We start from the raw sequence: 12100 nt of genomic DNA, 5'->3' as shown, positions 1-12100 counted from the left end.
GGTACATGACTCCTTCTTGAATCCGGATTGTGCCGGATGGACCGGCAAGCTGTGTATCAACGCAAAAAGACCCCTCCGTCGAAAGGGACGAAGAGGTCGTGGTGCCACCCTTAATTCGCTCGGGCTGCTGCAAGGCCGGTGAAGGGGCATGCGTCAAGCTCGAACCTTAAGTTCCGGTAACGGGGAACGGTCGGACTGGATGGGAGGCATCCCGCGCGGGCTCATTGCCGTATGCGTAAATACTCGTTTCCCAGTCGGCTCCGAGATCCATTCGGCCTAGGAGGAACGCCGGTTCGCAGCAATCACCGGCTCTCTGAAGTTCCTTGCCTCGCTTACTCGTTCTCATCATTGCCTCGTATGTTATCGTTCATTATACCCCTGAAGCGTGCATTGTCAACCCGTCTATTCGCCTACGATTCTGCCGCTGCTTTCCAAATTTCAGCTCATGAGCGGGACAAGGCCCGCATACAAGTAATGTTGGATGCAGTGCAGCGGGTCCCTTATTCCGGATATCCGCGACCGATCTGAAGGGGAGTGACCTCGCGATGTCTCTCAACGCCCTGCGATGCGCGACATGGGCTGCCGCGGCTGGATGTTTATACATGGTGTGGAAATTAAATCCGGATTGGCCGTCCGTCTTCTTCCGTTCCTTTGCGGCCATCCTGCTCGACGCGTTCCCGTTTCTCCTGCTCGGCGCCTTGGCGTCAGCCGCGCTCGAAACCTTCGTCAGCGACAAGCTCGTCCAAGCCGCCGCGCCAAAGAGCCGGATCGGCGGCCTGTTGTTCGGCAGCCTGCTCGGGCTGGCGCTCCCGCTGTGCGAGTGCGGCATGATCCCCGTCGCGCGCCGTCTAATCCGCAAGGGTCTGCCTGCGTACATCGGGATCGTTTACATCATCGCCGGTCCCGTCGTCAATCCCATCGTATTCGCGTCTACCGTAGCGGCATTCTCCGGCGATCCCGCGATGGCGGTGGCTCGCCTTCTACTCGCCCTAGCGACCGCGCTCGCGGCGGGAACGGCGCTGCTGCTGTTCATGCGTCGAAGCCCGCTGCGGGAGACCGATGCCGCGCGAGGCAGCGGACATGTGGGGCATGAGCATGGGCATGAGCATACGCACGAGCACGGGCATGAGCATGGGTACGGGCATGAGCAAGGGCACGGGCATGGTGGGCACGGGCATGGGCACGGGCATGGTGGGCATGAGCAAGGGCACGGGCATGGTGGGCACGGGCATGGGCACGGGCATGAGCACGGCCATGATGGAGTCCGTCCTCGCCGAGGCCGATTGGCGTCTGCCGCAACCTCCATTGCTTCCCATGCCATGTTCGATATGCGCGATATGGGCAAGTATCTGTTGATCGGGGCCGCATTGACTGCGCTCGTGCAGACCGTGCTTCGCCCCCAGACGCTGGAGGCCGCTTCCGGCCACAGCCTGTTATCCCATCTTTTCCTTATGGGATTTGCCTTTCTGCTCTCCCTTTGCTCGACATCCGACGCCTTCGTTGCTGCGTCGCTTGCCGGCTTATTCCACCCGGGGGCGATCTTAGCCTTCCTCGTCTTCGGCCCGATGCTCGATCTCAAAGGCTTGATCGTCATGCTTTCCGTTTTTCGCAAAGGCTTCGTCATTCGGTTTGCGCTGCTTCTCTTTGCGCTCGTACTGGCCGGATCGATCGCCGCCGAGCGTCTGGGTTGGTTACAGTGAGTTCCCGCCGCTAGAAATCCACACACACATGAAGAGACGGTCGCCATGGCGACCGTCTCTTTTTCCATATATTCTCAACTATTGCTCGCTCGATTTGTCCCGTTTGCCCATCCGCTTGTTATTCAAGTGGAATAAGACATTGGCCATGTTGTAGTTCGATTCCACCGTCGCGCTTAAGTATAACTTGCCTTGCTTCAACACAAAATCGTATGTAACCTCTCCATGCGTCCAGCTCGATTTGCGCTTGATCGATTCAACAGCCGCCCTACGAAGCTCGCTAATCTTCTCTGCCGTTAGACCTTCGGGCTTCTTGTCTCCCGTCATGCGCCGCTCCGCAAGATCGACCGGCAGATGGCGAATGCCGAATTTTCCGACGATATCGTTGCGCACTTGGAGGACGATCGTCCCAGCCGACATCCCCTTCAATTCGCCTTCCATTTGCTGAAAGGCCATGTCTACTTGCCTCGCAAGCGGGACTTCCAACTCAAACGACATAATTCTCCTCCTTTAGTTTGGGAGTTCCTCCCCATGTTCGCCAGTAATTTCTACCCCTGACTTAAGAATCATTATAAGTACGAATATTAGATATTTCAACTACAAAACTAGAAAATTCGACTAAATCATTCATTTTTTTCTCTTAAAAGAAAAAGAAAGAAATATTACTCCTATATTATGGATTTAAAGATTGGTATATGGTTTTTTTGGCGATCTCACCTGCCTCTTCGCGAATTCGCCATCGCCTTCACTACGAGAGGCGATCAGCCCTTGCCGCCTCGCGAATTCGCCATCGCCTTCACTACAAGAGGCGATCAGCCTTAACCGCCTCGCGAATCCGCCATCGCCTTCACTACATGAGGCGTTCGACCTCAGCCACCTCGCATAACCGCAATCGCCTTCACTACAAGAGGCGATCAGCTCCTGCCGCCTCGCGAATCCGCCATCGCCTTCACTACGTTAGGCCTTTGCCCATCATCACCTTCAGAAAACATAAAGAACCGTACGAAAATGCGTACGGTTCTCCCGTTTAGCTCATACGTATAGGGCCTTTAGCGCAGCCTAATCCCTGATCAGCGCGCGCACAGCGCTTCGAACGCCGCGACGTCGTCCGTTGCGCGCTTGACGGCCGCCTGCCAGAATTCCGGCTTGTCTAGCGCCACGCCGAGGTGCCGTCGGCCGAGCTCCTCGACCGTCATGAGGCCGGTGTCCCGCAACAGCCGATCGTAGCGCGCGTGGAAGCCCGGACCCTCGGCTTCGGCCACGGCAGCGATGCCCGTGCTGAACAAGAACCCGAAGGTGTACGGGAAGTTGTAGAACGGCACGTCGGTCGCGTAAAAGTGCAGCTTGGCCGCCCAGAAGTGCGGGTGCCACGACGACAGCGCGTCGCCGAACGCCTCCTTCTGCGCCGCCACCATCAATTCGTTCAGCGCCTCGACATCGAGCATCCCGCTCTTGCGGGCTTCGTAGAATCTCGTCTCGAACAGGAACCGCGCATGGATGTTGTGGCAGAACGCCGACGCCCGCTGCAGCCGCTCGTCAAGCAGCGATAGCCTCGCCTCGTCGCTGTCCGCCGCGCGCAGCAGCGCGTCGCTCACGAGCCCCTCCGCGAACGTGGACGCCGTCTCGGCGACGTTCATCGCGTAGTTCCGGCCGAATGGCTGGAGGCCGTCGACGCACACGTCATGATACGCGTGTCCGAGCTCGTGGGCCAGCGTCGAGACGTTGTCGGCCGTACCGGAATAAGTCATGAAGATCCGGGTCTCCCCGGTCAGCGGAAAATCGGTGCAAAAGCCGCCAGGTCGTTTGCCCGCGCGATCTTCGGCCTCGATCCAGCGCCCTGCAAAGGCGCGCTCGGCAAGCCGCGCTTGCTCCTGGGAGAACCCGCCGAACGCGTCCTTGATCAGCGCCGCGGCCGCGTCGTAGGCGATCGCTCCGCCTTCCGCGCCGACCGGCGCCGAGACGTCGTGCCAATCCAGCCGCTCCTTGCCGAGCAAGCGCGCCTTCGCCGCCATATAGCGTTTGAAAGGCTCCATGCCCGAAGCCACGCCTTCCCACATCGCGTCCAGCGTGTCGCGGCTCATCCGATTGATCAGCAGCGGCTCCTTGAGCGGGTCCTGCCAGCCGCGCGCCTGGTACAGCTTCAGCCGGAAGCCTGCGATCCGGTTGAGGGAGTCCGCAGCCAGCGACGCCTGACCGGCCCAAGCCTCCTCCCACTTGGCGCCCATCTCGTCGCGAACCCGCTGGTTCGGGTGGAGCAGCTTGTTGAACGCTTGGCCCGCGGACAGCTTCTTGACTTGACCGTCTTCCTCCCATGGAATCGCGATGCGGCTGACGATCGTCTGGTAATTCTCGCCCCAGCCGTGGTAGCCGTCCACGGCGAGCTCGCCGGCAAGCGACTCGAGCGCAGGCGGCAGCTTCTCCTTGACGAAGTCGCGCCGCTCGCGGATGACGAACGCGATCTCGGAGACTGGCTCGGTCGCGATCCACGCCTCCAGGTCGGCCTCAGGTACTCGGGCGAGCGCGGCATCGTACAGATCGAGCGACTGGCCGAGCTTGGCGGACAACGATTGAAGCTTCTCCGTCCAGGCCGTCGCCTTGCGATCGTCCATATCCTGCGCGGACAGGCAGCCGACATAGGAAAACGCCTCGCGGAGCCTCGCCGTCAGATCTTGGAGCCCAGACGTCCAGTCGGTCAACCTCGCTTCGTCGGGGACGCCGTCCCCCGCACTTTGAAGCTCCGCCAGCACGGCTCCCGTGTCGCGCTCGAGCGCGGCCGCGAACGCGGCAAATTCCGGGGATTCGGAACCCCCGGAGAAAATTTTGTCCAGATCCCATACCTGGGAGTAGCTGTCCGTCATATTCGATCCCGTCCTCTCACGCGTTACCCGGCGATATCGGCGGACCGATCCTTCGCCGGCACCCGGACATTGTCAGCCCGTTCCAACTATTGTATCGTTAATGGACACGGTTTAGCTAGAGAGGAGAGAAATCATGATTCCATTTCGCAACAGCTTGCCCTATGACATCCAGATGAACGAAGTGTACGCCTCGGAATGCCCGTTCTGCGGCGAATCTCATGTACGGCTGCCGCTAAAGACCGCCGAGCTCGAACAACTGCGCGGCGGCCTGATGAAGCGCTTGGTCGTGATGCCCTGCTGCCGGTCGCGGCTCCAGCTTGTGGACGCGGACAGCGATTATCTACTGTCGAACAAGCCGCTCCGCGCCTGACCCGGCATTCAGCTTCCGATCCGCTGCATCTCCTCTGGGAGCTCCGCGCCCCTGCCGGACATCTCGTCGCGGACGGCCTGCCAGGCTTCGCGCGATGCGCGGATCATGGCTGCATCCATGATGCTCTTGTCGTGAATGACCCGGCCGAACCAGCGGACCGCTTCGTGATATTGCCCGAGCCTGCGGTTCAGCTCTCCAATCAGGAATAGCAGACGGGCGTTGTTCATCAGCTCCCGCTCCGATTGGTACGTCTTGACGTACGCCTCGAGCGCATACTGCAGGAATCTGCGTTCCTGCTCCGCATTGCCCTCATAACGATACAGCCATGCGATGTGATGCAGGATGCCCGCAACGACGCGATCCTTCTCCTTGATGATCTGTCCGGACAGCAGCGCCAGCTTGTAACAGGCCAGGGCATCCTCGCCGCTGCGCTCTCCGCCGTAATCATGCATCCGCCACTGCTTGCCGACACGCTCAAGATAGGCGCTCCGCTGCCATTCCACCAGACGCGGGCTCGAATTCTCCGTCGAGGCGAATCCGCAATAGGGACAGACGCGCACGACATAATAATCGGGATTCACCGACTGAAAGTAAGAACAAAAATCCGTATCTGAACGAATCGCGCGCTTAAGGCTCGGTCTTACCCGGGAGGTTACGAACTCGGCTTCGCAGCATACGCATGCAACCTTGGTCTGGTATAGGGGTTCCATCCCGATTCCTCCATGTGGGACGCGTCCCGGCGAACGCGCGCGAGACGGCCCTTTACTCTTCGGTGTTCACAAAATGGTGCGCAGGGCCGGACAGCCGCTCCAGCACGAAAGCCTTGAGCTCCTCGGACAGCTCCGTCTCGTCCAGCGACCGCCGCATGCAATCGAGCCATGCCTCGGCTCTCGCGGGCGTGATCGGGAACGGCAGATGCCTGCCCCGCATCATCGGATGCCCATAGGCGTTGGAATACAGACTAGGCCCCCCGAAAAACTGGGTCAAGAACATGTACTGCTTGTCCATAACGGGCATGATGTCTTCCGGAAATAACGGGCCCAGCAGCGGATGCTGCAGCACCTTGGGATAGAAACCTTCCACCATCTTGCGTACGGTGGCCGCTCCGCCGATCGCTTCGTACAGACTGCCGTAGTTCATTGGTTGCAATCTCCTCCCGATGCATGTGTAGGTATCGGGACTTACTACCTGAAGTCCCTTCATTATAGCACAAAGACGCACGACTTCTATCCTAATTTTACCGAACCCGAACAAAACAAAAATCGCCCTCGACGGGCGATCGGATGAAGTAAGAAACGGTTCTGTCCGCGGTTAAACGTCTTCCTCGGGACCGACCAGCGACTCCCGAATGACGTATACGAAGGCACACATGAGAAGACCTGCCACAATTCCTGCCATGTTCATCACTCCCATTCGCAAAATCGAAAGCTTGGTTCTATTGTACCACACGAATGTAACAGCGGCATTACTTTTTTGCAACCGCTTACAATTATTTTTCTGGTCGACAAAAAACCGGCCCCGTCAGGACCGGTCTCGTCGAAATTCATGCGCTAGCCATTCAAACTTTCAGCTCACGGAGTACCTGAAGCAGATACCGCCACGTCCGCTCGACCGAGGATATGCTGAACCGCTCGTCCGGCGTATGAATGGCGTATAGATCGGGTCCGTAGGACACGGCGTCCAGGCCGGGGATTTTGTCCGCGAGAATGCCGCACTCGATGCCCGCATGCACCGCCTTCACGTCCATCGGCTTGCCGTGCTCCCGCAGATAGACGTCGCGGAAAATATCCCGCAGCTGTGAGTCCATCCGGTACGGCCACCCGGGATAATAGTCGCTCGCCTCGAAGGCGCAATCGAGCGCGCTGGCGAGCGCCTCCATCCGGGTTACGACCGCGTCGAGTTCGGACCGGAGCGAGCTTCTCGCCGCGCTCTCGAAGCGAACGCCGTCGGCCGTCATCGCGACCACGCCGACGTTGGTCGACGTGCGCGGCAGTCCCGGGATCGCTTTGTCCATCCGCAGGACGCCGTTCGGGAGGAGGAGCAGCGAGTCGACCAGCGCGCGCTTGGAGGTCTCCGAAAAAACGCGCGGCCCCGCCTCTGCCCCCGTACCTGCCGACACCGTCTCCTGCTCTGCATGCGAAGCGGATAAATCGACTCGTCGCTCGCCCGCTTCGAACGTGACGCGTACCTGCGGATCCGCGACCGCATACTCCGTTCTGAATCTTGCCTCCCACGCCCGCACCGCTGTCTCCGCTTGGTCCCAATAAACTTCTTGAACGTATAAGCAAGCCTCTGCTTCCCGCGGAATCGCATTGGAGGCCAGCCCGCCCCGCACGCTCGCAACGGCATAGGGCAGCTCCTTGCGTAGTCCGTCCAGAATACGGCCGAGCAGCTCGCACGCATTGGCGCGCTCATGGACGATATCGTCGCCCGAGTGGCCGCCGGCGAGACCGGAGACGCGCAGCCGTCCGGGCAATCCCACGCCCGCCCCCTCCGCCCAGGCGACCGGCACGGTATGGTACGCCCGTACGCCCCCCGCGCTGCTCACATATAGAATGCCTTCGCGGTCGGAGTCGAGATTGATCATCCGCCTGCCGCGCAGCAGGCCGGGATCGAGCTTCCGCGCGCCTTTCATCGATGTCTCTTCTTCCGTCGTCAGGAGAATCTCGAGCGGCGGATGCTCGGCGTCCCCGGCCGCCAGCAGCGCCATCGCGAAGGCGACGGCCAGCCCGTCGTCCCCGCCGAGCGTGGTGCCTTCGGCAGACATGAAGTCGCCTTCCAGGCGCAGCCGGATCGGGTCCTTGAGAAAGTCGTGCGCAACGCCCTCGTTTTTCTCGCCCACCATATCCAGATGACCCTGTACGATGACCGTCGGCGCGTCCTCGTATCCCGGCGATGCCGGCTTGCGGATCACGAGATTCCACGATTCGTCCTGCACCGCTTCGTAACCGCGTTCTCTCGCGAAGGCGGCCACATAGTCGCTCGCCGCCCGTTCGTGCCCGGAGCTGCGGGGAATCGCGGACAATGCCTCGAAGTAGGGTATGACCGGACAATCTCCCTGATATAGCCTGGACTCGGCGTTCGCGCTGTTCATCGTTAAGCCTCCTTGCGATCGATGTTAAAAAGGGGCTGACCCGCGTTTCTGCACAGGCAGCCTCCGGGACTTGTCTACGCTGCAAAATATATAGCAGCGGCCGCCAATTAGCAACCTCGCGCTTTCATCGGCCTCGCATCTACGATTCGAGCGCCCTCCCTGAAATTTTCCGCGGGAACGGCGCATATAATCGGACAAGAGGGCAGCTTGGTCCATGGAAGGGATGTGCGTTGTGTCCTACTTTATCTTGTCGCGCAAAGGAAGCGCCGGCTTTCTCCGGAGGCTGACGCGGCTCGCCGCGGCAGCGGGCGCCGGCGCATGCTTGTTGCTGATCGGCCTGCTCGCGCTCCTCATGCCCGGCGTCGCGCTCGAAGCTTCGCTTAAAGGCTTATCCGTATGGTGGGAAGTGCTGTTCCCTGCCCTATTTCCGTTTTTTGTGCTGTCCGAGGTGCTGCTCGGCTTCGGGATCGTCCATCTGGCCGCTACGCTTCTCGATCCGCTCATGAGGCCGCTGTTCCGCATTCCAGGAGCCGGCGGCTTCGTGCTGGCGCTGAGCTTCGGGGCTGGGTATCCGATCGGCGCGCGCCTCACGTCCCAGCTTATGGAGCAGAAGCTGCTCAGCCGCGGCGAGGGCGAACGTCTCGTGGCCATGACGACGACCAGCGATCCGATCTTCCTGATCGGGGCGGTCAGCCTCGGCTTCTTCGGACGGCTTGACATCGTGCCGGTGCTCGCTACCGCGCACTATGGCGGCGCCATGCTGCTCGGTCTGCTGCTGCGCTGGCGCAAGGACGGGCCTGACGCGGAGCATGCGAGGGCAGCCGCATCGATCGCGGTCAAGCGAGCGGCCGTCTCCTCGCCGGGCTCGGGCATGGACTTCGTGGGCATGGGCCGGATCAAGCGGGCGCTCAAGGCCATGCACGACGCGCGGATCGCGGACGGAAGGCCTTTCGGCATCGTGCTGAATCAGGCCGTTAAGTCCTCGCTCGCCCTCATGATCGTCGTCGGCGGGCTGGTCGTCTGCTTCTCGGCTACGCTTCAGCTGCTCCTGCACAGCGGCCTGCTGCTGCCGTTCAAGCATGCGATCGCCCTGCTGCTGCAGGCCTTCGGATTCGAGCCCGGCCTTGCCAACGCGTACGTGCAGGGCACGTTCGAGGTGACGCTGGGCAATGCCTCGGCGGCAGCCGGAACGGGGCAAGGCGGCATCCCCGCCGCTCTGATCGACCGCGTCGCCGCGGCGGCGTTCGTGCTCTCCTGGGCCGGCTTGTCCGTGCATGCGCAGGTCGCGGGGCTGATGGGGCGCACCGGCTGGCGGTACGGCCCGTTCCTGCGAGCCCGGCTGCTGCACGCCGGACTGAGCGTCGCCCTTGTCTACCTGCTCTGGCCCTGGCTCTACGCCGCTTAATCGGCCTTGCATTGTCTTAAGCGCCGATTTTGTTTATCATCAATCTCATATAACGACAGAGCGCTTAAGCTGGGAAGGAGCATTACATTGAAGTATGCGCTGCTCGACCGGGGCGATTCGCTGTCCCGCGAACTCGCGGAGGAATTCCACAAGCTCGCGCGCGAGCGCGGACTGACGTCCAACCCCGGCAGTCCGGATCTGATCGTCTCCATCGGAGGCGACGGCACGCTGCTGCAGGCTTTTCATTCTTATAAGGACCGCGTCGAGGACGTGGCCTTCGTCGGCGTGCACACGGGACACCTGGGGTTCTACGCCGATTGGAAAAAAACCGAGCTGGAGGAACTGGTGACCCTGATCGCGACCTCGGAGCCGCAGAAGGTGAGCTACCCGCTGCTCAACGTCCAGGTCGTCACCGATACGGAGACCAAGTCCTACTTGGCGCTGAACGAGTTCACGCTCAAGCGGCCGGGCGGCACCCTGGTCGCCCAGCTTAACATTAACGACGAGCCCTTCGAGATGTTCCGCGGCGACGGCATCGTCGTCTCCACGCCCTCGGGCAGCACCGGTTACAACAAGAGCGTGCACGGCGCCATTCTCCATCCGTCGCTCGAGGCGCTGCAGATCGCCGAGCTGGCGTCGATTAACAACCGCATCTATCGGACGCTCGGATCCTCGGTCGTGCTCCCGAAGCATCATCACTGCGATATCGTCACCGATCCGTCGGACGACCTCTCGCTGCTCGTCGACCACCTGACGTTGCGGTTCCAAGGCGTCCGTTCGATCATCTGCACGGTCGCCGAGGAGAAGATTCACTTCGCGCGCTACCGGCCGCACCCCTTCTGGAACCGCGTACGCAACGCGTTCATCGGCTCCCCCAAGGAGATCACGAGCCAGAACTTTCCGCGGAAAAAGTTTACCGGCCTCGACGATACGGGCGAGGACAAGTGAAGCAGCTTGGGCGGGAATATGAGGTATGACGCGATTGTAGCGGAAAGCGATAGCTCGGAGTAGGACGAGTTAGCTTGGTTTTCGAGGTAACTCGGGCGGCAGCGGTCCGGTCGGGCGCGAGTTAGCTTGGTTTTCGAGGTAACTCCGGCTGCGGAGATTCGGTCGCGCGCGAGTTAGCTTGATTTTCGAGGTAACTCCGGCTGCGGAGGACGGTTGGGGGCGAGTTAGCTTGATTTTCGAGGTAACTCCGGCTGCGGCGGTCCGGTCGGGCGCGAGTTAGCTTGGTTTTCGAGGTAACTCCGGCTGCGGAGGTCCGCGTTGGTTTTCGAGGCAACTCAGGCTGCGGAGGTCCGGCCGGGTTCGAGTTAGCTTGGTTTTCGAGGTAACTCGGGCTGCGGAGGTCCGGCCGGGCGCGAGTAGCTTTGTTTTCGAGGTAACTCCGGCTGCAATGGTCCGAGCGGAAGCGAGGTCCTTGCAGCTCAATTAGCGCACGCAAAAAGCCGTCAGCGCGCCGATCATTCGTCGCGCTGACGGCTTTATTGTCATTCGCTCACTCGCCCGCCGGGGTGCCCCGGTCGGGTCTGCCGCCGCCTTCGGGTCGCGGGCCGCCGCCGCCGCTCGGGCGGGAGAACCCGCCGGGCCGCTCGCTTCGCTCGGGACGCTGCGCGTGGTCGGGCCTCGGACCGTGCTCCGGCCGCGGACCGCCGCCGCCTTCCTGGCGCGGGCGTCCCTGAGACTGGCCTGTCGGCTGCTGGCCGGGTCCGGGCGCGGACGATCTCGGCGGATAATTCCCGCCGCCTTGGCCTCCGCCCTGCTGGCTGCCGCCCTGCGGTCCGCGGCGCCGGTTCTTGTTCTGCCACTTGCCCGGCGCGCCGCTGCTGCGATGTCCGCCCGACTGGCCGCCACCGCGGTAGCCGCCGCCTTCGCCGCCCGTCTGCGGCGCACGCTCGCCGCCGTCCCTGGCGCTATTGCGAGGCTCCTGCTTGTTGTAGCCTCCGCCTTGGGTCCTGCGCTCGTAACCGCTGCCTTGGGAGCCGCGGTAGCCGCCGCCCTGCTTCCGGTCGCGGCCCTCGCCGCCACGGTCCTGACGGGCGCCCTCGTAGGAGCCCCCGCGCCCGTACGTCTCCTCGCGCGCGCTCGTGGCCGCGGTCTGCGCCGCCGCCGCGCGCCGCTCGGCGCCTTCGGATACGGCGCGCGCGACTGCGGACGGGCTCGTCCCCGGCACACGGCCGCCCGGCCGTTCCTTGAGCGGCCACCGCATGAGCATGCCGCCGGCCGCCGGCAACGAGATCGCCGCCGCGGGCGCAGGAGCGGCCGGCTCGATCTCTTGACCCTCCTGGCCCTCTCCCGCCTCGTCCGTCACAGCGTCTGCCGCAGCAGGCGTGGCGGCAGGCAGCTCCTCGAGCCGGATGCCGGTGCCTTCGGGAACCGCTGCGGGATCGAGCTTCTCGATGACGAAGTACGCGCAGCCGAAGTTGCAGTACTCGTGTATATACTCGTAAAGGTGCGAGATGACCGATTCCTTCGGCGCCTTGGGCTGCGGCTCGCGGAAAAAACCGCGCAGCCGCAGCTGATTGTAGCCCCAATCGCCGACGATATAATCGTACCGCTCCAGCACCTCGCTGAATCTTTCCCGGAACGCTTCGGGATTCCATCCGTTCTTGTGGTCGTGAACAACGGAATAAGCGTTGTTCCCGGTCAGGTAGATCACGCAAGGCTCTCCTTCCG

At 62.0% G+C, this 12100-nt stretch carries 10 protein-coding genes; 4 read left to right on the top strand and 6 right to left on the bottom strand.

The window, feature by feature from the left end:
* Positions 1-602 precede the first annotated feature (602 nt).
* Positions 603-1700 carry a permease gene (locus PQG80_RS05025; RefSeq protein WP_271750120.1) on the top strand — a complete coding sequence of 366 codons (1098 nt, stop codon included), beginning with the start codon at positions 603-605 and terminating at the stop codon, positions 1698-1700.
* A 78-nt stretch (positions 1701-1778) separates the two neighbouring features.
* Here the strand turns inward: PQG80_RS05025 and PQG80_RS05020 are convergent, their stop codons facing one another.
* Together PQG80_RS05020 and PQG80_RS05015 are read right to left on the bottom strand one after the other, a co-directional pair.
* Positions 1779-2153: an O-methyltransferase gene (locus PQG80_RS05020; protein WP_271750117.1), complete on the bottom strand. Its 375-nt coding sequence runs from the start codon at positions 2151-2153 to the stop codon at positions 1779-1781.
* A gap of 614 nt (positions 2154-2767) precedes the next feature.
* Complete coding sequence (locus PQG80_RS05015; RefSeq protein ID WP_271750115.1) at positions 2768-4555, bottom strand: M3 family oligoendopeptidase; 1788 nt, start codon at positions 4553-4555, stop codon at positions 2768-2770.
* Between the two features lie 133 nt (positions 4556-4688).
* Here PQG80_RS05015 and PQG80_RS05010 point away from each other — a divergent pair, with 133 nt between their 5' ends.
* The gene (locus PQG80_RS05010; RefSeq protein ID WP_271750113.1) at positions 4689-4925 is read left to right on the top strand and encodes a hypothetical protein; all 237 of its coding nucleotides are present in this window, start codon (positions 4689-4691) and stop codon (positions 4923-4925) included.
* Positions 4926-4933: 8 nt separating this feature from the next.
* On the opposite strand, the gene PQG80_RS05005 is transcribed toward PQG80_RS05010, so the two are convergent.
* The 3 genes from PQG80_RS05005 to PQG80_RS04995 form a co-directional block, all read right to left on the bottom strand.
* Positions 4934-5635 carry a DUF2225 domain-containing protein gene (locus PQG80_RS05005; RefSeq protein WP_271750112.1) on the bottom strand — a complete coding sequence of 234 codons (702 nt, stop codon included), beginning with the start codon at positions 5633-5635 and terminating at the stop codon, positions 4934-4936.
* Between the two features lie 52 nt (positions 5636-5687).
* A complete protein-coding gene (locus PQG80_RS05000) occupies positions 5688-6065 on the bottom strand; it encodes a globin domain-containing protein (RefSeq protein WP_271750111.1) in 378 nt (125 codons plus the stop codon).
* Between the two features lie 418 nt (positions 6066-6483).
* Positions 6484-8019 (bottom strand): aminoacyl-histidine dipeptidase, encoded by a 1536-nt coding sequence (locus tag PQG80_RS04995; protein WP_271750110.1) that lies wholly within the window; start codon positions 8017-8019, stop codon positions 6484-6486.
* Between the two features lie 232 nt (positions 8020-8251).
* Here PQG80_RS04995 and PQG80_RS04990 point away from each other — a divergent pair, with 232 nt between their 5' ends.
* Both PQG80_RS04990 and PQG80_RS04985 read left to right on the top strand, forming a co-directional pair.
* Positions 8252-9424, top strand: a complete 1173-nt coding sequence (locus PQG80_RS04990; protein ID WP_271750109.1) for a nucleoside recognition domain-containing protein — start codon at positions 8252-8254, stop codon at positions 9422-9424.
* A gap of 87 nt (positions 9425-9511) precedes the next feature.
* On the top strand, positions 9512-10372 hold the full coding sequence (locus PQG80_RS04985) for an NAD kinase (RefSeq protein WP_271750107.1): 861 nt from the start codon (positions 9512-9514) through the stop codon (positions 10370-10372).
* 550 nt (positions 10373-10922) lie between these two features.
* On the opposite strand, the gene PQG80_RS04980 is transcribed toward PQG80_RS04985, so the two are convergent.
* Entirely contained in the window at positions 10923-12083 is a 1161-nt protein-coding gene (locus PQG80_RS04980; protein ID WP_271750105.1) for a YutD family protein, read from the bottom strand.
* Positions 12084-12100 lie beyond the last annotated feature (17 nt).

Origin of the sequence: Cohnella rhizoplanae, assembly GCF_948329515.1 — a bacterium.
Lineage (GTDB): Bacteria > Bacillota > Bacilli > Paenibacillales > Paenibacillaceae > Cohnella > Cohnella rhizoplanae.
The sequence above is the reverse complement of the archived record's forward strand: the minus strand, read 5'-3'. Positions and strand labels throughout refer to the sequence as shown.

Excerpts from the sequence above, each read along its gene's own strand:
- PQG80_RS05025 (WP_271750120.1), top strand. The coding sequence starts at position 603 with ATGGTGTGGAAATTAAATCCGGATTGGCCGTCCGTCTTCTTCCGTTCC.
- PQG80_RS05020 (WP_271750117.1), bottom strand. The coding sequence starts at position 2,153 with ATGGCCTTTCAGCAAATGGAAGGCGAATTGAAGGGGATGTCGGCTGGG.
- PQG80_RS05015 (WP_271750115.1), bottom strand. The coding sequence starts at position 4,555 with ATGACGGACAGCTACTCCCAGGTATGGGATCTGGACAAAATTTTCTCC.
- PQG80_RS05010 (WP_271750113.1), top strand. The coding sequence starts at position 4,689 with ATGATTCCATTTCGCAACAGCTTGCCCTATGACATCCAGATGAACGAA.
- PQG80_RS05005 (WP_271750112.1), bottom strand. The coding sequence starts at position 5,635 with ATGGAACCCCTATACCAGACCAAGGTTGCATGCGTATGCTGCGAAGCC.
- PQG80_RS05000 (WP_271750111.1), bottom strand. The coding sequence starts at position 6,065 with ATGAACTACGGCAGTCTGTACGAAGCGATCGGCGGAGCGGCCACCGTA.
- PQG80_RS04995 (WP_271750110.1), bottom strand. The coding sequence starts at position 8,019 with ATGAACAGCGCGAACGCCGAGTCCAGGCTATATCAGGGAGATTGTCCG.